This window comes from Mesorhizobium sp. M0145, assembly GCF_040322355.1.
Lineage (GTDB): Bacteria > Pseudomonadota > Alphaproteobacteria > Rhizobiales > Rhizobiaceae > Mesorhizobium.
In genome coordinates this window covers 68,342-87,069 of the sequence record NZ_JAMYTK010000004.1, presented here as the reverse complement: position 1 = coordinate 87,069, position 18,728 = coordinate 68,342, and the positions used below count along the sequence as shown (strand labels likewise).

Annotated in this window: 19 protein-coding genes and 2 pseudogenes; 4 read left to right on the top strand and 17 right to left on the bottom strand. The window is 62.5% G+C overall.

Translation table 11 applies throughout. The features are described from left to right. Positions 1-7: 7 nt before the first annotated feature. Positions 8-219 (bottom strand): annotated as a pseudogene (locus NKJ28_RS09440) (zincin-like metallopeptidase domain-containing protein); the annotation flags it as partial. Between the two features lie 149 nt (positions 220-368). On the opposite strand from NKJ28_RS09440, the gene NKJ28_RS09435 reads away from it, so the two are divergent. Then, the gene (locus tag NKJ28_RS09435) at positions 369-1,211 is read left to right on the top strand and encodes a TSUP family transporter (protein WP_502902169.1); all 843 of its coding nucleotides are present in this window, start codon (positions 369-371) and stop codon (positions 1,209-1,211) included. Between the two features lie 38 nt (positions 1,212-1,249). Here the strand turns inward: NKJ28_RS09435 and merBA are convergent, their stop codons facing one another. The 4 genes from merBA to NKJ28_RS09415 are packed head-to-tail and all read right to left on the bottom strand — an operon-like array spanning position 1,250 to position 4,479. After that, on the bottom strand, positions 1,250-3,502 hold the full coding sequence (gene merBA / locus NKJ28_RS09430; protein ID WP_352635176.1) for a bifunctional organomercurial lyase/mercury(II) reductase MerBA: 2,253 nt from the start codon (positions 3,500-3,502) through the stop codon (positions 1,250-1,252). Then, positions 3,499-3,747: a mercury transport protein gene (locus tag NKJ28_RS09425; RefSeq protein WP_352455860.1), complete on the bottom strand. Its 249-nt coding sequence runs from the start codon at positions 3,745-3,747 to the stop codon at positions 3,499-3,501. Before NKJ28_RS09425 ends, merBA begins: the two co-directional genes overlap by 4 nt. A gap of 1 nt (position 3,748) precedes the next feature. After that, complete coding sequence (locus NKJ28_RS09420) at positions 3,749-4,042, bottom strand: heavy-metal-associated domain-containing protein (RefSeq protein ID WP_352455861.1); 294 nt, start codon at positions 4,040-4,042, stop codon at positions 3,749-3,751. Further along, entirely contained in the window at positions 4,039-4,479 is a 441-nt protein-coding gene (locus NKJ28_RS09415) for a mercuric transporter MerT family protein (protein ID WP_352635174.1), read from the bottom strand. Before NKJ28_RS09415 ends, NKJ28_RS09420 begins: the two co-directional genes overlap by 4 nt. Positions 4,480-4,564: 85 nt before the next feature. Here NKJ28_RS09415 and NKJ28_RS09410 point away from each other — a divergent pair, with 85 nt between their 5' ends. Further along, entirely contained in the window at positions 4,565-4,993 is a 429-nt protein-coding gene (locus NKJ28_RS09410) for a MerR family transcriptional regulator (protein WP_352635172.1), read from the top strand. A 42-nt stretch (positions 4,994-5,035) separates the two neighbouring features. On the opposite strand, the gene NKJ28_RS09405 is transcribed toward NKJ28_RS09410, so the two are convergent. The 3 genes from NKJ28_RS09405 to NKJ28_RS09395 all read right to left on the bottom strand — a co-directional run bounded on the left by NKJ28_RS09405 (position 5,036) and on the right by NKJ28_RS09395 (position 7,222). Then, positions 5,036-5,968, bottom strand: coding sequence for an ArdC family protein (locus NKJ28_RS09405; RefSeq protein WP_352635170.1), 933 nt, complete (start codon positions 5,966-5,968; stop codon positions 5,036-5,038). A gap of 223 nt (positions 5,969-6,191) precedes the next feature. After that, complete coding sequence (locus NKJ28_RS09400; protein ID WP_352635168.1) at positions 6,192-6,632, bottom strand: hypothetical protein; 441 nt, start codon at positions 6,630-6,632, stop codon at positions 6,192-6,194. Beyond that, positions 6,629-7,222, bottom strand: coding sequence for a hypothetical protein (locus tag NKJ28_RS09395; RefSeq protein ID WP_352455866.1), 594 nt, complete (start codon positions 7,220-7,222; stop codon positions 6,629-6,631). Before NKJ28_RS09395 ends, NKJ28_RS09400 begins: the two co-directional genes overlap by 4 nt. Before the next feature lie 530 nt (positions 7,223-7,752). Here NKJ28_RS09395 and NKJ28_RS09390 point away from each other — a divergent pair. After that, positions 7,753-9,033 (top strand): tyrosine-type recombinase/integrase, encoded by a 1,281-nt coding sequence (locus NKJ28_RS09390; protein WP_352635166.1) that lies wholly within the window; start codon positions 7,753-7,755, stop codon positions 9,031-9,033. A 505-nt stretch (positions 9,034-9,538) separates the two neighbouring features. Next, positions 9,539-9,739 (top strand): annotated as a pseudogene (locus NKJ28_RS09385) (transposase); the annotation flags it as partial. 746 nt (positions 9,740-10,485) lie between these two features. Here the strand turns inward: NKJ28_RS09385 and NKJ28_RS09380 are convergent. From NKJ28_RS09380 to NKJ28_RS09340, 9 genes are all read right to left on the bottom strand, one after another. After that, complete coding sequence (locus NKJ28_RS09380; protein WP_352635164.1) at positions 10,486-11,310, bottom strand: 3-methyl-2-oxobutanoate hydroxymethyltransferase; 825 nt, start codon at positions 11,308-11,310, stop codon at positions 10,486-10,488. A 145-nt stretch (positions 11,311-11,455) separates the two neighbouring features. Then, complete coding sequence (locus tag NKJ28_RS09375) at positions 11,456-12,235, bottom strand: TIM barrel protein (RefSeq protein WP_352635162.1); 780 nt, start codon at positions 12,233-12,235, stop codon at positions 11,456-11,458. Between the two features lie 6 nt (positions 12,236-12,241). Continuing rightward, positions 12,242-12,550 carry a MocE family 2Fe-2S type ferredoxin gene (locus tag NKJ28_RS09370; protein ID WP_023674304.1) on the bottom strand — a complete coding sequence of 103 codons (309 nt, stop codon included), beginning with the start codon at positions 12,548-12,550 and terminating at the stop codon, positions 12,242-12,244. Between the two features lie 11 nt (positions 12,551-12,561). Further along, on the bottom strand, positions 12,562-13,521 hold the full coding sequence (locus tag NKJ28_RS09365) for a sugar phosphate isomerase/epimerase family protein (protein ID WP_352635160.1): 960 nt from the start codon (positions 13,519-13,521) through the stop codon (positions 12,562-12,564). Further along, a complete protein-coding gene (locus tag NKJ28_RS09360) occupies positions 13,518-14,522 on the bottom strand; it encodes a Gfo/Idh/MocA family oxidoreductase (RefSeq protein WP_352635158.1) in 1,005 nt (334 codons plus the stop codon). The genes NKJ28_RS09365 and NKJ28_RS09360 overlap by 4 nt, the downstream gene beginning before the upstream one ends. Positions 14,523-14,624: 102 nt before the next feature. Then, on the bottom strand, positions 14,625-15,470 hold the full coding sequence (locus tag NKJ28_RS09355; protein WP_352457196.1) for an ATP-binding cassette domain-containing protein: 846 nt from the start codon (positions 15,468-15,470) through the stop codon (positions 14,625-14,627). Positions 15,471-15,522: 52 nt separating this feature from the next. Then, on the bottom strand, positions 15,523-16,545 hold the full coding sequence (locus NKJ28_RS09350) for an ABC transporter permease (protein WP_352635156.1): 1,023 nt from the start codon (positions 16,543-16,545) through the stop codon (positions 15,523-15,525). A 9-nt stretch (positions 16,546-16,554) separates the two neighbouring features. Next, positions 16,555-17,490, bottom strand: a complete 936-nt coding sequence (locus NKJ28_RS09345; RefSeq protein WP_352571232.1) for an ABC transporter permease — start codon at positions 17,488-17,490, stop codon at positions 16,555-16,557. A 207-nt stretch (positions 17,491-17,697) separates the two neighbouring features. Next, complete coding sequence (locus NKJ28_RS09340; RefSeq protein ID WP_502902168.1) at positions 17,698-18,663, bottom strand: sugar ABC transporter substrate-binding protein; 966 nt, start codon at positions 18,661-18,663, stop codon at positions 17,698-17,700. Between the last annotated feature and the right edge of the window lie 65 nt (positions 18,664-18,728).

The window sequence follows — 18,728 nt, the reverse complement described above, 5'->3', positions numbered from 1 at the left end:
GTGGCCATTACGCTGCCTCCCGCCGATCGTCGTCAGCGGCGACTTTGTCGGGCAAGAACCCCAAGAGATAATCCGCAGCCCTGCTTGCCAGAGAGGCGGCGCGAACGATCGCACGGTTATCCTCGCGCAGCACGTCCAGCCACGAGCCGATAGGTCGGCGTGACGCACGGTCGGCGTGATGCCCAGCGAGGCGCAGCAGAAAGCCGCACATATCTCGGCGCGTTATCTGAACAGTCAAGCTGTCTCATTACAGCGCCATAGCTGCGAGCTCGCTGATTCCACGCGTTAGTTCGGTCGGGCGTTACCGTGAGACACTTTCGACACTGTCCGGCTATAGTCGTGTGGCTACATCGAGATTGGAAGCCAGGATGCAGATGGACGAAGCCGCCACGCCAGCAGATAACGTCGGAACGCAATCTGCCGCTGCGCAGCGAAGCATCCTCGGTGCCTTTAGCGGAGGCGCTGGCATTGGCGCCCTCGGTGGACTGATCGGGCTCGGCAGAGCTGAGTTCCGGCTTCCTTTACTGATCGGTGCGTTCCGGTTCGTTGCATTGGAAGCGGTGATCCTCAACAAGGCGATGAGTTTGGTTGTGGTCGCTTCGGCGCTGCCGTTCCGAACGGCGGCCGTTCCCTGGGAGGCCGTCGCGGCAAATTGGACGATCATCGCCAACCTGCTGGCAGGAAGCCTGGCCGGAGCGTGGTTCGGTGCGGGATGGGCGACGCGGCTGAGATCCGGCACACTCTACCGGATCATCGCGGTCCTGCTGCTCTTGATCGCGTTGGTGCTCCTGGTCGGGCACGATCCGCATGGTGGCGGCCATCCGTTGCTCGAAGGGCCTGCCCAGTTCATCGCCGGTGTCGCTGCCGGCGCGGTGATCGGGGTGGTCGCGGCTCTCCTCGGAGTGGCCGGAGGCGAACTGCTGATCCCGACGCTCGTCCTCCTGTTCGGCTGCGACATTAAGCTAGCCGGGAGCCTCTCGCTCGCAGTGAGCCTGCCGACGATGCTGATGGGCTTCACACGCTACAGCCGCGACCGGAGCTTTACGGTGCTCGGCCGCAACAAGCGGTTCGTGCTCGTGATGGCGGCCGGGTCGATCGTCGGCAGCTTCATCGGCGCGCGATTGCTCGGCATCGCGCCGAGTTCGGTGCTGCTGCCGCTATTGGCGACGATCCTGCTCGTCAGCGCGCTCAAGGTCTGGCGACATCGTTGAGACAGTCTGATCACGGTGGTTGTCCTGATCGTGCTCGCTCAACCGGCGCAGCAGGACAGCTTGGCGACGTCCTTGTCGAACGAGAGCGCCGCGAGCTTCAAACCTTCGACTGTAGTAAGATACGGAAAGATCGTATCTGCGAGATCGTTGATGGTGAGGCCCTGCCGAATCGCGAGTGCCGCGGTCTGGATGCTGTCGGCGCCTTCCGGCGCGAGAATATGCGCCCCGAGCAGCCGGCCGCTGCCGGCGTCGGCGACGAGCTTGATGAGCCCACGGGTATCGCGAGCTGCGAGCGCGCGCGGCACCTGGTCGAGACCGATTGTCGAGACGCGGACGGCATGCCCGGCCGCGCGCGCCGCCGCCTCGGTCAGGCCGACGCTCGCCACCTGCGGGTCAGTGAACACGATGGCAGGCATGGCGCTGTTGTCGTAGCGCAGGCTGTCGCCATTGAGGGCGTTTTTGGCGGCGAGCTTGGCGCCATAGGCAGCCATGTAGACGAACTGGTCGCGACCGGTGACGTCGCCGGCGGCATAGATGCCGGCCCGGGTGGTGCGCATGCGCTCGTCGACGACGATGCCGCCCTTTGGTGAAACGGCGATCCCGTGTTCGGCGAGCCCAAGGCCTCCGATGTTGGGCGTGCGACCGGTGGTGATCAGCACCTGATCGGCGTCGATCGTCGTGTTCTGGCCGTCGAGCGAAATGCCGTCCTCGGTCTTGCGGATCGCACGGTAGGCGATGCCAGAGATCACGGCGATCCCTTCGTCCTCGAAATACCTTGTCAGCGCTGCGCTGATCTCGGGCTCGGCCTCGGGTAGCAGGCGAGACCGGCACACGAGCGTCACCCCGACGCCGGCCCGAGCGAACATCTGGGCGAGTTCCGCCCCGATATAGCCGCCGCCGATGACGAGCAACGATCGCGGGAGTTCCTCAAGGTCGAGCGCGGTCGTGCTGGTCAGATAGGGTACGGTCTCGATGCCAGGGATGGCGGGCACCGCCGGTCGCGCGCCGGTCGCGATGATGATCTTGCCGGCGGGAATGCGCGCGCCGTCTACCTCGACACCACCTTCCACGAGCCGCGCCGCGCCCTCGCGATAGGCGATGCCGTTATAGGCCGGCAGCAGGTCAATGTACTTGGCCTGGCGCAGATCGGAAACCAGCGAGTCCTTCTGGCGGACGGTTCCGCGCCAATCGGTCAGTTCGGCTTCGGCCATGATGCCGGCGAAACGTGCTGCCACGCGAGCGTTGTGAAGTGTCTCGGCGGCGCGGATCAGCGTCTTCGATGGGACGCAACCGATATTGACGCAGGTGCCGCCGATGGTGCCGTGGCCGATGAGGGCGACTTGCGCACCCTGATCGGCGGCCGTGATCGAAGCCGAGAAGCCGGCCGAGCCCGCGCCGATGACGACGAGATCGTAGGCGCCACCATTGCGACCGTTCGCGCGGACGGGGCGGTCTGTTGCTGCAGCGCTCTTCGATGTCGAGCCGATCGACGCGTGTGGTACCATCTCGAGGCCAGCGAGGCTGGGTCCGAAGAGAGCCCGACCCGCCTCCAGTCCTTCTTCGATCGACAGCCGAAAACCGGGCTCGTCCGCGTTGCGCTCGCGGCGCCAGGCGGATAGATGGTCTTCCGAACAGAAGAACGCCGTTGTCGCGCATAGTGAGTTCGCCGCGCACGCGCCTTCGTAATGGACGCTAAGCCACACGACCGCCGCCTCCGGTGCAACGCCGGCCAGAGCCCAGCCCCGATCCCGCGTGGCGATCCGGATCGGCATGCCACAGTGGCGGCAGAGCGATGCGACCTTGATGTCGCGATCGGTCATGGCGCCGATGCCCAGCGCGTCGACCGCGCACATGGCATTGAGCGTGCATCCATCCAGCGTGACGTGGTGGCCGGTGTCCCGGTCGGTGAAGGGATAGGCGCCGACGATCCCGTCGCCGTCGAGCACGACAAGATCGCGACTGCGAAGCTCGTCGAGCAGAGGCCGGACGGCCGTTGCACTCAGTCCCGCACGCTTGGCGAGCGCGCCCGGGGTCGGGGCTCGACCATGTTCGGTGTAGAGCTGAAGCAACGCAACACGCACGCAGTCCGTGGTGGCCTCGTAGCCGCTCCAGCGATCGAACACGTGTTCGGAGCCGACCATTGCCAGCAGGGCATCCTGGACCACCGGCGATGTGACCACGGACCAGTCCGGAAACGTCACGCCTGGCCGCACGGGGTAGCTCGGCGGTGCCGCGGATGTGGAGGCCGCAGCCTTGTCCCCAGGCAAGGGGGATGCGCAGCAATCGTTCATGGCTTCACGCCTTCCTTGTGAATCTTCGTCTCGCAGCCCGCGACCGTTGCCCGGCGATGATGGACGCCCCACGCGACGAGGCCGAGGCCCGCGCCGATCAGGGGAAGCACCACCAGACCGGCGCCTGCCAACCACGCGCCAAGGCCGGCCAGGGGCAGACCCACGGCGAGGAGCGGCGCCGCGCAGCAGATCGCGGCGAGGATGGCGCCGGCCACGCCGGCGCGGACCAGGGCGCGGTCGCTCATCTCAACTGCCCTGCTGTGTCGGATGGGCCGGATAGCCGGCATTCATGCTGGCGGTCGCGATAGTATCCGGGTTCGTCTTGGCGTCGTCGAAGGTCACGGTCGCGGTCTTGGCTTCGAAAGAGACCGCCACCTTCGCAACGCCGGGGACCGCCGCCATTGAGTTCTGCACGATATAGGGACATGAGGCGCAGGTCATGTTGTCGACGGCGAAGGTGACGGTACGCTCGCCGGCCCACGCGGCCGGAGCCACGATAACGGAGCCGATCAGGGTGAGCGCGCTCAAATACTTGGTCATGGATGAAACTCCTTTGTCTCAGGCGCGAGCGGCGCGATGTAGTCGAAGGCGAAGGCGGCCACTACGAGCACCGTCGCGATCCAGAGCGCGAGTTGAACGAAGCGGCTAGGGATCGGGCGGGCACAGGCTGCGCCATCGGCGCAGGCGCGTCTGGGCTTCCAGTAGACGAGGTAGAAGCCGTAGCCGAGAAGGCCTGCCGTGCCGGTGACGAAGAAGGGCTTGTAGGGCGCAAGCGCCGTCAGGTTGCCGATCCAGGCGCCGCCAATACCGAGGCTGAACAGGATCAGCGGCACGATGCAGCAAGACGAGGCGGCAAGCGCGCCGAGAATACCGCCAACGGCGATCAGACGCTGCCGGCCAGCTTCGCCCCGCTCAGAGGCGGGCAAGTCTGTCGAAGCCGTTGTGATCCCCGCCGTTCCGGATCGCGATGCAACCATGTCTGCTCTCTCTTTCCTTGCCGAAATCCTCACTGTGCCGTACCATGCGGTCTGTAGTTCCTACAGGGTCAAGGGATAATTTGCGATGCGCGATCACGCCGTGGTGAAGGGCCTGCAGCGGGCCGAGCTCGCCCGGCGGACGGGCTGCAATCTGGAGACCGTGCGCTATTACGAGAAGGTTGGCCTTCTGCCCGAGCCGCCGCGCACGACGAGCGGCTATCGCAGTTACGACTCCACGCACGAACGGCGCCTCCGCTTCGTGCTGCGGGCGCGCGAGCTCGGCTTCTCTCTCGATGAAATCCGTGAACTGTTGCGTCTCGTCGACGAGCGTGACCGGCCCTGCGCCGAGGCGCGCGCCGTCGCTGCCGCGCACCTCGACGACGTGCGGGCAAAGATTGCCGATCTGAAACGCATGGAGCGGGTGTTGAAGGACGTGGTCGCGCAATGCGCAGACGGCACGTTGCCGGAATGCCCGTTGATCGAGACGCTGTTCCGGGAGCGTGCGGTCAACTGATTGCGCCCGGTCGGACTCCCTGAAATGCCCAGCTTGGGGCGCCTATGCGGCGCCCCGGATCTTGTCGTGCTGAGCATCGGCCTGTCGGGCGTGCATCCAGTCGGCGATCTCTTGTGCCTTGCTAGCTGCCGTGAAGATGGCGCGCTTGTCGGACCGCAGCGCCTCGAGCCAGGAGGCGATGTAGCGGGCGTGATCGGGCCTCGGCTCGACGCTGAGGTTCAAGTCGGCGCAGATCATGGCGCTCAAGAGCTCGACCGTGCATTCCTCCATTGCGTAGGCGGCCGAGCCAAACCGGCCGGCGAGATCGCGGTCGAGGCGATGCTTGGCGCCGGAGGCGTGTCCGCATTCGTGGAGCAGCACGGCGTAGTAGGCGACGGCATCCCGGAAGCAGGCGAACTCGGGCATCTGCACATGATCCCTGGATGGGATGTAACAGGCCTGCGATCCGCCGTGGCGGACATCGATGCCAAGGGCGGCGCAGAATCGCTCGGCGTGCTCGATCCGCTCGGCCATCGGGAGCAGCGGCATCTCGGGCGGTGTGTATCCGTCGACCTGGGCGGCATTGAAGACGGTGTAGCCGCGGGCAAACAGGCGCCGTGCGGGCTTGTCGTGATCTTCGTCATCGTCCTGACGATCTGTGTCGGCGCTGCGATCGCTCGTCTTCCAGAATACGACGAGCTGGCCGCGCTCGCCCTTGCGAACCTGAGCGCCGAGTTCGTGCCATTGGCGATAGGTGCCCCAGATGCCGGCGGGATAATCGGCCGCATGCGCCGCAACCCAGAGGGTGATGACGTTGACGCCGCGATAGGTCTTGCGTGAGGCGACGTTAACGGGCGTGGTGATGGCCGACCCGTCGTGATGCCAGGGCATGCGGTACTCTCCTGCGCCGGCCTCGATGGCGGCGATGATCTGGTTGGTGACGCGCTCGTAGATATCGTTGACGGTCCGGGCCTGGCTGTTGCGATCGATGGTCATGGATGCCTCCTGTGCTCGCCCTCTCCGTCGAGGGCGAAGCGGGCAGGGGCAGGCGCGGCGAGCCGGGCCGTCACACCCTGTTCTCGGCTACTGGTGCGGAACAGGGTTGACGGGCCGGCAGCGTCTGCCACAACCGAGCCCCTGCCTCGACGGGCGAGCTCAGGAGACGTCGGCCATGAACGATGGCCGCAGGACCGGCCGGCGGTGAGGAATTGCGTGGCTCTCAGCCAGCGTCGTCTCGCGGCCGGCGCCGCAGCGGAACGACCTTGGCCTCATTCGGTCGCGCCAGTTCATCCTGCAAGCCGGCAATCACCGCGTCACACTCGGCAACCCGCAACGTCAGCACCTGGATGTGCTGCGCGAGCGTGCGGGTGAGCGCGCGCAGTTCGGCCATCTCGGCACCGCGCATGGCCCGGAGCTCGGCTTCGAGGGAGCGGACGCGGTCCTTCAATGCTTGAGGAGATGATCGCCGGTGGCGGGCTTCGGCAGCACGGAACGCGGCGAGAAGATCGACCGCACGGTTCGCTGTTGCCCGGCTGACGCCGGCCTCGCGCGCCAGGTTGGCGACGGTGAGCGCGCCGTCGGTGCGCTCGGGCCGGCCGTCGAGCAGCCTTGCCATGGCCGCCCTCAACGCGGCTTCGCTCTTCGGACCGGACGCGGTCATGCATCATCGTCCATGAGAGGCGCGATCAGCCGGCGCTTGCGTTCGTTGTCCTTCGTGATCGCTGTGCGCTGAAGCAGTGACAGGCGACGATCGGCAAGCAGCGCTTCGCCTTCTGCGATCGAGGCCTGCCAGGGCTCGCGATGCCGGGTAGTCAGACAGGCGTTCGGGCATCGATCAGGGCTGCATCGGGACAAGGCCGGCGCTGGTCGCTCGGTCTCCGGCGAGGCGGCCAGGCAGAGCGCGGTCGCGGCATCGAAGAGGCAATCACTGAGAAAGCCAACGTGTAAGGTCCGGCCAAGATGGGCGAGCATGGTGCGCAGTCGCTTGCGATCCATGATGCGGCCCGGGAGATCGCCAAGCTCGTTCTGCACACGCGCGAACTCGCGTCGCAACCGCGTGGCGCCCGGTCCCGCTGGACCCTCATCGCGAAGAAACGCCTCGTAATGGGCGACGATATCGTCGAGCGGGCCGAGTGCGCGCTCACGCTCGACGGCGAGGCGGAAGTCGGCCTGCGTCGAGCCCGCATAGCCCTCGAACATGGCGATCGAGGCGTGCTTGTACTGGTGCGTGACGCGATCAGCCGAACCCACTAAAGCGGCGCGCGGGAGTTCCGGCCCAAGGGAGCCGGCCAGTGAGTAAGCCGCGCAGCCGAAGCCCAGTCGGGAGCGGTTTCACCGGCCACGGAAACGGGGAGCCAGCCGAAAGGCTCGTGGAGTGCGCGTCGGCGCAACCGTTCCGATTAACAGGTCAAAGGAGCATCTTTGCCGCAGGCGCTCCAGCCGGCGCTTTTCGCAGCCGTATATTCAGAGAAAAGATCGTGTGGCAGGGCATCCGGAATGGCGAGAGAGAAAGTGTGCTCAATGCGACCCGCGATCCGTCTGTTTCCGAGCGAAACTATCGGACCATAGAGATTGGCTGAGGGCTCCGTTTTGAAAATCCCCGACCAATTCGACGAGACCACGCCCCTGCGCGTCGCGATTGCAGCGCGAATTGCCTTTCCCGATGGCTCGATGTGCGCAGCAGGCCTACGCAAGGAACGTGACGCCGGCCGACTTGAAACCGAGCTAATCGCAGGAAAGGAGTACGTCACCTTGCTGGCGATCACCAGAATGAGGGAACTATGCCGCGGGCGTCGAAAGGGCCACGCCTCGTCTGGCGCGGCGAAAGCTGGAAAAAGGACGGAACACTGCGAAACAAAGCTGGATGGTTTATCCGCGATCGAACAACGTTCATCAGCGCTGGCAGCGGCGAAAAAGGCCATCCAGGACCTGAAGCTGAAAAGGCGCTCGCGGTCTACATCGCCGGCAAGTACCACCGAGCGCGCGGTGCCGAAGATGTCTTGATAGCTGATGTCGTCAGCGTCTACCTGAGAGAGGTTGCACCGAAGCATGCCGCGCCGGAAGAGACGGCGGCTCGGCTGGACAACATCCTCGATTTCTTTGGTGAAAAGACGCTCGCCGCTATCAACGGCAAGCTTTGCCGCGACTACGTCGCGTTCTGTCCCACCGAAGCCGTTGCGCGCCGCCAACTCGAGGATCTTCGTGCGGCCATCAACTACTACCGCAGGGAAGGCCACACGACTGCCGCACCGACGATTGTCCTGCCTGACAAGGCCGGTGCGCGCGAGCGCTGGTTGACGCGCAGTGAGGCGGCCGCCCTTATCTGGGCCGCGTGGCGTATGAAGCAGAAATGGAAGGGCCAGGAGAGCGACCGGCGTACCGGGCGACACCTCGCCCGCTTCATGCTTGTCGCGCTTTATACAGGAACGCGCTCTGCCGCAGTTTGCGGTGCCGCCATCCGTCCCACCAAAGGGCGTGGTTATGTGGACCTCGACCGCGGCATCTTTTACCGCCGCGCCGATAGCGCAAAGAAGACCAAAAAACGCCAGCCGCCTGTGCGCTTGCCGGACAGGCTGTTGGCGCATCTCCGCCGCTGGGCGTGCACAGATCTCGATATCAGGACCAAGGCGCGCGGCAAGAGCGCAAATATTGGTCGCAAGATATCGCAAGACTTTGTGGTGGAGTGGAATGGAAAGCCGGTGGGGTCGGTCAAGAAGAGCTTTAGGAGAGCTCGCGACGCTGCCGGCCTCGGTCCCGACGTCACTTCGCACACGCTTCGCCACACCGCTGCGACCTGGCTGATGCGGGCCGGCGCCGACATGTGGCAGGCCGCGGGCTTTCTCGGCATCACCGTGGATGTTCTGGTCGATACTTATGGTCACCATCATCCCGACTTCCAGGCAGACGCCGCCGAGAAGATCGCGAAGAAGCACGTCGCCGCCAAGGCGACGAAAACCTCGCTCAGGATAGGTGACGATGAAAACGTGAACTTGGCCCGATCGCACCACAGGTTCCCCACACAAAGCCCGAAAGGAAATGCAATCATTGCGGAGCGAGCGTGACGAAGGAACCCGGGAACCTGCGGCTTTGCCGGTAGCGCACATCGTTCGGGACGATGGGGTCGCAGGTTCAAATCCTGAGCGCGCTCAGGTCCCTCCTGTCTGAGCGACCACGGGGCGAGCGGTTGAGCGAACAACAGAACCGCTTGTTGAACGCGCCGTGTCAGATCGAGCTTTAGACCCAAGGCTTTTCTGTAACGAACGCTGGCTATCGACCTGAACGTTACCTTGGTGGCGATCGATGGTGTGATATCACTTCGGAACATACCCTAAAATGACCGCTTTGCGCCGTATGCACGAACCCGCTTCGCGGGAGGGTCGCCTGGTTCTGAGGTGACGCGTATTCATAGGCCTTGAGCAGGTAAAGTCTGCGATTTGACCATGGAGTTCCCTTCAACGAGAGGAACTTGCCACGGCCACCTTGTCGACCGATGCTCCGATCACGCCGCTTCGCAGCGCACGCAGCAAGACATGCTGATGCGGGGCTTGGGACCCCATAGGCAGCAGGATGCCGGGCGGCGGCATCGCGCCGGACGGATCACGCTGGATATCGTCGCGGCCGGCCTTCCTTCTTCCAGTCAGAGTACTGGCCAACCTGTTCCGCCGTCTGTTCCTGACCCGGCTGGTCGCGCTGCACGACGTCGGTCGGCTCGCCTTCTTCGGATCGGCGGCGCACCTGGCCGACCATCAGGCCCTCCTGCGTCATCTGAAGCGCCGGTCAACAGGATGCTATATGCACGTTGCCGTGGCGCCGGTCGTCACGCACACCAATCCCGTCGGAAGCAACGCTACAGGCTCTGCAACCTGGCCCGGAAGCCGCTTCCACGACATGCCCAATGCGGGGTTCGCGACAAGCGCTGGCACCCCCGAGGCACAAATCCCCATAGGCAATCGTCCGCAGCCCACGGGTTCCTGCATGAGAGACTTTCGTACGCCTGACGCCACCAGAAACGCTTCACCAAGTCAGTCATTGCTGCGGACTTCGCCATCGCCGAAAAGCGGACATTGCCGAGGACTACGCTGCAGGTCGAGGTTGCTCCATCTCCTGCTATTCACAGCTCTCGATGATCTAAGCTAACCGGACGCGGTCTGGCCGTCTCTCAATGACGGGCTGGAAAGCGTGTCAGCTTGTTTTGCTTGGTTCTTTCGATTTAGGATACAATTTCGGAAGCAATTCTGCATTTCCTTGAAGGACCTAAAGCCGAGGCGCGGTGCGAGGCGGGATAAGGTTGTCGGGGACACTCCGCATCGGCGCGCGATCGCGGCGGCATTCTCGAAAGCCACGTAGTCCGGCTGCGCAAACATCACCCGGGCGACAGTTTCCAACTTCGTGGGAAGTACGAGCTCCTTCTTCGCAATCAGCATTTTGAGTTCGGCGAGCGTTGGCACCGGACTGTCGCGAGATACGACTTGTCTACCGCCCGCTCGTGAGGAATCAGATAGCCCCACTGGTTCTCACTGTTTGGCTGCTTGCATGAACATGTCGAACTCGGCATCCCCAATCGGAACAGTATGCTCGTCACCGGGATACCTACCGGAATCGATGTCTGCCTTGTATTCCCTGAAGGCGACAAGGCGCTCGTCCTGGATCTTCTGCAGTTCAGGGCCAAGGTGTCGGTAAACCTTTCCGTGTCGCGGCGTGTGGTTCTTGCCGTAACCACACACATCTTCCGTGAAGAGGTACTGCGCATCCGCATACTTGCCAGCGCCCATGCCAAGCATGACAAGCGATGAGTTTTCAGCCAAGAATTTCGCGACCCGATCGGGCACGACTTCCAGTTCCGCTCCGAAGACGCCGATCTCCGCAAGTTTCTGGGTGTGTCGCCAGAGGCGCATCGCTTCGTCCGCGGTCTTGCCGACTGCGCGCCAGCCCGTCCAGGTGATGTATGACGGGATTAAGCCGATATGGCCAACGACAGGGATGTAGTTGTCGCAAAGTGCCTTCTGGATGTCGTAAGACGCCGCACAATAAAAGGCGTCACCACCAATGCCAGCGAAGTGGAAGGCTGCACGCAGATAATCCTCTGCTGTCGCCAGCGGGCGGCCAGCAAAGCTGCCCCAGCTGCCATATGGCAGGCCGACCTGTACGAAACAGTCGCCCGCTGCCTGCCGCATTTCCGAATCGAAAAATCGACCCTCGATGGAAAGCATATGAATGCCTGCTGCGGCAGCGGCAGCTGCCTCGTCGGGCGTGCTGACGAAGAGCATGGAAATTTTCTGTCCATTCTTCTTCATCTTTCGGATGTCCTCGACATGAGGACGGTTGTGATACATGCCCATAATCAGCCTCCGCTGCAGTTCAGGCGACCTTGAAAATGAGTCTGCGAGCGGTGTTCGGATCGGAAAGCATAGTCGGATAGCTTGCCGCGCTTGATCATAACGCCCAAACCCGCATCGCACCTATGATGACCATTCCCGGCATAGCTCACACCGTAAAAGCCCGCCGAAAAGCGTCCAACGCCGCTTCCGGATCGTTTTGGGCAAACGCCTCCAAACCCACCGGCCCGCGGTATCCCATGTCGAATAGAGCTCTCGCGATGTACCGCCAGTTCATCTCGCCCGTTCCCGGCTCGCAACGACCCGGGTTGTCAGCCACCTGCACCTCGCCGATGAACGGCAGGCACTTCTCGCACCAGCGCACAATATCGCCCTCGCCGATTTGAGTGTGATAGAGGTCGAGATTGATACGCAATTGCGGTCTGTTGATCGATGACACCAATGCCAGCACTGCTGCCGTCGAGCCGAATGGGCAGCCGGGGTGATCAAGCCGGTTCAGATTCTCGAGCGTGAAGGTTACATCTTCGGCCTCGGCCATGTCACAGATGCGGTTTAACGTGTCCCGCGCCTTGAGCCACATCGGGCCAGTCTCGATGTCAGTTTTTACAATAGGAATGCCGCCCTCGCCGAGACCGGTGCCATGCAGGTTCAACCGAGCAACTCCGAGGCGCTTTCCGACCTTCGCGGTCTCGAGCGCCGATTTTAAGAGAATGTCGGCCCCCTCGTCATCGGCGAGCCTTCCGTGGAGATAGCCGTTCATGATTGTGAAAGTCGCGCCCGTCTTCTCGAGCTCCTCGAGGTCATGGTCCGGCCAATTCCACAATCCGATGCCGAAACCCATCTCATGCAAGCGCGCGACGCGCCAAGCAATTGGGCGATCAAGCCAAAGCATCTCGGCGCAGGCGGCCAGCTGGAAGGGTTGGCCCATGATGGCTCAAGCCTCGATCATGACGCGGCCATTCTCGACCTTCGTCTTGTAAGTCTTGAGGTTCTCGCAGGCCGGTGGCGTCTCTACTTCGCCGGTCGTGAAGTCGAAAACGGAAGCGTGCTTGGGGCATTCCACCGTATTGGCCATGACGAGGCCGTCAGCGAGGTGAATCTTCTCGTGCGTGCAAAGCCCGTCTGTGCAGTAGTATTCATTCGCGTCGTTGCGGAAAATCGCGAAGGTGCGGCCGCCATGATCGAAGCGTTTGGCTTCTTCGGCTTCTATTTCGTTGGCGGCACAGGCGTTGATCCAGGGCATGGTGTCTTCCTTCAGATGGCTTGCGGTTTGAAGTCGGCAGGGGCGGACGGCATGACGCCTTGGAGTAGCGCAACGGACTTTTCGAGCCCGTCGAGCGAGTTCAAAAGGACATCCTCATGCTCGATGGAGAGCCAACCATCGTAGCCAGCCATCTTTAGGCGATAGCAGAATTGCCGCCACCACTCCTCGCCGTGGCCGAAGCCCAGCGTGATGTAGCTCCAGGATCGCGCCGGAATATCCATCAGGCTGCCGTTTTCCAATAGAGAGGTCGTCGCCTGCACCGGGCCGTTCAGCATCGTATCCTTGGCATGAACGTGGTAGACCGCCTCGCCCAACGACTGAGCCGCCGCCAAGGGATCAGCGCCCATCCAAAAGAGGTGCGAGGGATCTAGGTTGGCGCCTACGACCGGGCCGACCGCCTGCCGCAATTTCAAGAGCGAGGGCACGTTGTAGACGCACTGGTTGCCGTGGAGTTCCAGCGCAATGCGCTCCACGCCATTCTCCTGAGCCAGCGCCACGATGTCGGTCCAGAACGGGATTATCTTCTCTTCCCATTGATATTTCAGGATGGTCTGCGTTTCCGGGGGCCACGACGAGACGACCCAGTTAGGCATGGCGTCGGCAGCTTTGCCGGCAGGAAGGCCACTCATGGTGCACACGGTCCGGATGCCCATTTCCCCGGCCACGCGAATCGTATCTTTCAACCCCTGACCCTGGGCTGAGTCGGTTGGATGCAGCGGATTGCCGTTTGCATTGAGGCTGATGATTTCCAACCCGCGCTCCTCAAACGCATTGATGAAGCGCTTCTGGCCTTCCTTATCGCCCAGTAGGGACGAGAGCGGGAAATGCGGTGCGGTGGACCAGCCGCAGGTGTTCACCTCGACGCCATCGACGCCCATGCGCTTGGCATGGTCCAGCATCGTCTCGAAGGGAAGGCCGCCTAGACTGTCGGAAACGAAACCCAATTTCATGCATAAAACTCCGGCTTTTCGATCATTTGCACGGACACGTTGCGCCCTTCGTTCAGCGCCTTCACGCCCGCCTCGGCAACGGTGGCAGCGCAGTAGCCGTCCCAGCAATCGGCGGCGGTGCCGGGGAACTCGCCGGCAGTTACGAAACGAAGGAAGTCGCGATTCTGCCTGCGGTAGGCGTCGGCGTAGCGGGTCCGCCAGTCTGCATCGTAGCCCGTGCTCTGGGCGAGCGCCGAATCTAAGCGGGTGTAGGCGACATTGTTCATCGCCACAGCACCCTGCTCGCCAATAAGCTCGGCGCGCACGTCGTAGCCATATGCGGCATTGTTGTTGATCTCGATGTTGACGAGTTGGCCGTCAACTGTCTGGAGCACCATGAAGACTGGCGCGACACGTGCATCGGAGCGCTTCGGCTGGAAGGCCGAGATTGAAGCGTATTCAGTGTCGAGTACGTAGCGCACCACGTCGAATTCGTGCGGGGCGGAATTGGTGATGGCCATGGCGCCGGTGAAATCGGCCGCTGGTGTTTCAACGTTGCGGTGGAAATTGTGCATCATCAGCGGCCGTCCAAGCCGGCCACCTGATAGAGCACGTTTCATTTCCTGGTAGGAGCGGTCGTAGCGGCGCATGAAGCCGATCTGGACGAACTTCGCACCCGCCTTCTGTTCAGCCTCCATCACTGCGACACATTGGGCGGACGATGGAGAAAGAGGCTTTTCGCACAGCACGCGTTTGCCGGCCGCGATACAAGCCTGCGACAACGGCGCATGCGTGAAATCGGGGCTCGCGATGATCACCGCATCCACGTCGTGCCGTGCGATGACGCCTTCGGGGTTGGTGGAGATGTCGGAGGCGCCAAGGGCATTGGCGACCGCACGGGCACGCGCCTCGTCCCTGTCGCACACCAGCTGGAGCGTGGCGCCGGGGAGGTCCTCGGCGACTATTTTAGCATGGTCTGCACCCATTAGGCCGGCGCCAATCACGGCAATGCGGGTTGTCATGTATTCTTCTGCCTTTTTTCTGAGTTAACGGCCGCCGACCCTGCCAATCCTAAGGCGTCGGTTGATGTGGAGGCGGCGGATGCCGCGCTTGCTGAGGGAAGCCTATCGACTCGTTCGCTCCTCAACTACTTCCAGAGGCGGCGGATGGCCTTCGTGCTCATCCATATAATTTTCGATCTCGGCTTCGAGGTCGGCCATGGTCTCGCCGCCGGCCATCAGGTCGGTGATCTCCTCTCGTGTCTTTTCGTGCTTGCGGAAATCCGCGGCGATGGCACCGCGGATGAGTACGGCGAAATGGTCGCCCACAGCCATCGCGTGCATCACCTGGTGGGTAATGAAGATGACGGCGAGTCCGCGGCGCTTGGCTTCGTTGACGATGCGAAGCACGTGTGCCGCCTGCTTGACGCCGAGCGCCGCGGTTGGCTCATCGAGGATGAGGACGCGGGCCCCGAAATGAACGGCGCGTGCAATAGCCAGGGACTGACGTTCGCCGCCCGACAGGCCGCCGACCAGCCGGTCGCCATCGTCGATGCGCGTGATGCCAAAATCTTGCACCGCTTTGACCGCGATTTCGTTGGCGCGCTTACGGTCGTAGAACTTGAACGGGCCCCAGCCCTTCGTTGGCTCCAATCCCACGAAGAAAGACCGGCCTATGCTCATTAGCGGGAAAGTGCCCCCGAATTGGTGCACCGTGGCAATGCCGCGCTCTTGCGCATCACTTGGCCCGTTAAAGCTAATCGGCTGGCCGTCCATCAAGATTTGGCCGCTGGTGGGCATGAAGACGCCCGCCAGGGTCTTGATCAGGGTGGATTTGCCGGCACCGTTATCGCCCAACAGGCACAACACCTCACCTTGGCGCACTTCCAATGAAATGTCGTGCAGCACGTCGATCGCGCCGAAGGACTTGTTGATGTTCTTCAGTTCGAGAATGGCAGGTTTGTCGCTCATGACGCGTTCAGCCCTTTTTCGCGGGATTGGCCTTCAATTTCATAAACTTCTCTCAGTGCTTGGCGGCACCTCCGGCGGGCTTCGCGCCCCTCCGGGGTCTGTACGACAGGGCTAACTCGCGGAAGGACTGGTTCATCAGCACAGCCACCAGGAGCATCACACCGATGATCAAGTTCGACCAGTTGCGGTCAATCTGGGTAAAATAGATTCCCTGACTCACAATGGCGAACGTGACTGTACCGACGAAGATGCCGATCACCGAGCCGAAGCCGCCGGTGAGAAGCACGCCGCCCACCACCACAGACACGATCGCATTGAAGATGAAGCTCATTCCGCCGGAGACTTGGGCCGAATTGAATTGGATGGCTTGGCACATACCGACGAATGTGGCGCTGACGGCGGACAGCACGAACAGCGCGATGGTCATGCGGCCCGTCGGAATGCCTGCATTGCGGGCGCTTATGCGGTCGCCGCCCATGGCGAATAGCCAGTTGCCGTATCGAGTCTGATGCACGACGAAGCCGACGATCACAGCGATAAGTATCCACCAGACTATGATGACCTGGTGGCTGCCGCCGATCAGTTGGCCGAACAGAAATTTGGCCCAGCCTGGCGCGGTGACCGCCACGCTGGCATTGCCGGTCAACAACACCGAGGCGCTGAGCACCACGCCCTGCATGGCGACCAGCGTGCCGAGCGTAATGATAAGCGAGGGCACGGAAGTGCGGACGGTCAGCAGGCCGTTGACGAGGCCGACCATCACGCCAACCGCGAGCGCGCCCACGATGCCGACCATCATGGGCATGCCGTAATAGCCGGTGAGGATGGCGGTGGTCATTGAGCCCGCTGGGATCAACGCACCGATGGAGATATCGAGTTCACCCGAGATCATCAGCAGGCCGAGAGGAATGGCGACAATGCCGAGATTGGCGGCGAAGTTGACCCAGCTGGCCGCACCGACGAGGGTCCGAAGGTCGACACCGCCAAAAATGACGAAGAACAGTACGACACCGACCAGGCTGAGGATCGAGCCCGCATCGGGGCGGCGCAGAAAAGACTTGATTGCGTCAGTCATGGCTGTCCCTCACGCCTTCTTCGCCGAATAGCTGAGAGCCAGCTGCCGGAAGGTGTCGTTGGTGAGCACCGCGATCAGCAAAAGTGCGCCGATGATGATGCTTCCCATGTTAGGATCGATACCGGTGAAGTAGATTCCCTGGTTGACGACTGAGAACGTGATCGTGCCGAACACGATGCCGACGATTGAGCCGAAGCCGCCGGTAAGCAGCACGCCCCCTATGACCACGCACATAATGGAATTGAAGATGAAGGACTCGCCTGCCAGAACCTGGGCGCTTTGGTAGACCATCACTTGGCTGACCCCGACGAAAGCGGCGCTAAAGCCGCTGAACATGAACAGGCCGGTGGTAAGCCGGTTGGTAGGGATACCGACGTTGCGCGCGCTTACCTTGTCACCGCCGAGTGCATAGATCCAGTTGCCAACTGGCGAGACGTGCAGCAGCCAGAATAGGCCGACGATGAAGGCTAGCCACCAGAGAATTGTGACTTGGAACATGCCCCCGAGATACTGGCCAAGAATCGCCTTGGTGAGAGCGTCTGGCACCAACGAGACACCGGTGCTGCCGGCGATCATGACGGTGAGGCCAAGCGTGAGGCCCATCGTGCCAAACATGGTCCCTATGGTAATGATGAGGGACGGGATGATGGTTCGCGTCACAAACAGGCCATTGATGAAGCCGACGGCGAGGCCCATCCCGAGCGCGGCCAGGATGCCGAGCCAATCTGGTAGGCCATAGTGGCCGGAGATGATGGCGGCGGTCAAAGAGGCTGCGGGAATGACGGCGCCGACCGATATGTCCAGTTCGCCGGCGATCATCAGCAATCCTATCGGAAGCGCGATGATGCCGATCTCAGACGCGACGTTGAGCCAGCTGGCCGTACCGGCTGCTGACAGAAAGCCACTGCCACCGAAAAGTCCGAAGAAGAGGAAGACTGCGGCCATGCCGAGGAACGAGCCCGCCTCGGGCCGGCGCGCCAGACGGCCGAGCGCCAGTCCATAACGGGCGGGCTCTGACGTTGGGGCTGCGGGAGATATCACTGGATGCGCCGTCATGATGGATCCGCGAGCAAGCGGGCGGCCAAACGCGGTCGCCACATTATAGGGATGGAAGGGCCGCTCGCTTCTTCGCGAGCGGCCTTGGTTAAGGACTTAGCGCGTCCCAGCCTTCACGCCCGCAATGGTGGCCTCGACAGTGCTCTTGTCGATTATGCCGGGGCCGGTGAGGATTTCGCGGGTCGGCACGGTCAGGCCGTAGTTCACCTTGCCATTCAGAATCGCGACGGCGAGGTAGCCCTGCAGGTATCCCTGCTGGTCGATGGCGCAGGCCTGTTTTCCGTCCTTCACGTTATTCAGGATGGTCTCGTCGAAGTTTATGCCGCAGAGCTGAACCTTGCCGTCTTTCCCGGACTGCGTGATGCCGTTCATGGCGGAGTTGGCGTCAACGTTGCCGATGGTGAACACGGCGTTCACGTTCTGATGTTGCAGCAGATAGGCCTTTACCGCCTGGGCCACAGCTGTAGCCGAGCCGAAGGACGTGGCGGGCAAGGGCAGGACGTCGGCTTCGCCGCCGCCATTCTTGATCCCTTCTTTGAAGCCACCACAGTAAGCCTCGATATTGGCCGCACCCGGGAGGGTGTTAATGCAGACGCCTTTCTTGCTGCCGGCCTTGGCGAGATACTCGCCGCCGGCGACGCCGCCTTTGTAGTCGTCAGAGCCAACATAGTTCATGGCGCCGAGGCGATCGGCCGCTTTCAACCCGCCGGCATTGTAAATCACTAGGGGAATGCCAGCATCCACGACTGCCTTGAACGCAGGGTCCATCGCTTCCGGCACCCAGTCCGGACCGACAATGGCGTCGGCCTTCTGGTCGATTGCCTGGCGGATCAGTTCGGCGGCGTCCACGCCCAGATTGTCGTAGTTCTGGGGCCCGAGCCAGGTGACCTTGCCACCCTGGGCTTCGACCACCTTGCCCGCGTCTTCGGCGCCGCGTTTGACGATTGACCAGAACGGGTCGTCCGGCTTACCGCCGATGACGAAGATGTTGGCGGCAAGCGTCGCGCCAGTGCTAAATGCTGTCAGCACCGTTGCCGACACGAGTGTCTTGAATAACGTCACAGTCGTCCTCCCAGGTTTCACCCGCCTCGCGGGTGTTGAAATTAAGTTCTACTGTCCCGCCCGCC

Excerpts from the sequence above, each read along its gene's own strand:
- NKJ28_RS09435 (WP_502902169.1), top strand. The coding sequence starts at position 369 with ATGCAGATGGACGAAGCCGCCACGCCAGCAGATAACGTCGGAACGCAA.
- merBA (WP_352635176.1), bottom strand. The coding sequence starts at position 3,502 with ATGAACGATTGCTGCGCATCCCCCTTGCCTGGGGACAAGGCTGCGGCC.
- NKJ28_RS09425 (WP_352455860.1), bottom strand. The coding sequence starts at position 3,747 with ATGAGCGACCGCGCCCTGGTCCGCGCCGGCGTGGCCGGCGCCATCCTC.
- NKJ28_RS09420 (WP_352455861.1), bottom strand. The coding sequence starts at position 4,042 with ATGACCAAGTATTTGAGCGCGCTCACCCTGATCGGCTCCGTTATCGTG.
- NKJ28_RS09415 (WP_352635174.1), bottom strand. The coding sequence starts at position 4,479 with ATGGTTGCATCGCGATCCGGAACGGCGGGGATCACAACGGCTTCGACA.
- NKJ28_RS09410 (WP_352635172.1), top strand. The coding sequence starts at position 4,565 with ATGCGCGATCACGCCGTGGTGAAGGGCCTGCAGCGGGCCGAGCTCGCC.
- NKJ28_RS09405 (WP_352635170.1), bottom strand. The coding sequence starts at position 5,968 with ATGACCATCGATCGCAACAGCCAGGCCCGGACCGTCAACGATATCTAC.
- NKJ28_RS09400 (WP_352635168.1), bottom strand. The coding sequence starts at position 6,632 with ATGACCGCGTCCGGTCCGAAGAGCGAAGCCGCGTTGAGGGCGGCCATG.
- NKJ28_RS09390 (WP_352635166.1), top strand. The coding sequence starts at position 7,753 with ATGCCGCGGGCGTCGAAAGGGCCACGCCTCGTCTGGCGCGGCGAAAGC.
- NKJ28_RS09380 (WP_352635164.1), bottom strand. The coding sequence starts at position 11,310 with ATGGGCATGTATCACAACCGTCCTCATGTCGAGGACATCCGAAAGATG.
- NKJ28_RS09375 (WP_352635162.1), bottom strand. The coding sequence starts at position 12,235 with ATGGGCCAACCCTTCCAGCTGGCCGCCTGCGCCGAGATGCTTTGGCTT.
- NKJ28_RS09370 (WP_023674304.1), bottom strand. The coding sequence starts at position 12,550 with ATGCCCTGGATCAACGCCTGTGCCGCCAACGAAATAGAAGCCGAAGAA.
- NKJ28_RS09365 (WP_352635160.1), bottom strand. The coding sequence starts at position 13,521 with ATGAAATTGGGTTTCGTTTCCGACAGTCTAGGCGGCCTTCCCTTCGAG.
- NKJ28_RS09360 (WP_352635158.1), bottom strand. The coding sequence starts at position 14,522 with ATGACAACCCGCATTGCCGTGATTGGCGCCGGCCTAATGGGTGCAGAC.
- NKJ28_RS09355 (WP_352457196.1), bottom strand. The coding sequence starts at position 15,470 with ATGAGCGACAAACCTGCCATTCTCGAACTGAAGAACATCAACAAGTCC.
- NKJ28_RS09350 (WP_352635156.1), bottom strand. The coding sequence starts at position 16,545 with ATGACTGACGCAATCAAGTCTTTTCTGCGCCGCCCCGATGCGGGCTCG.
- NKJ28_RS09345 (WP_352571232.1), bottom strand. The coding sequence starts at position 17,490 with ATGGCCGCAGTCTTCCTCTTCTTCGGACTTTTCGGTGGCAGTGGCTTT.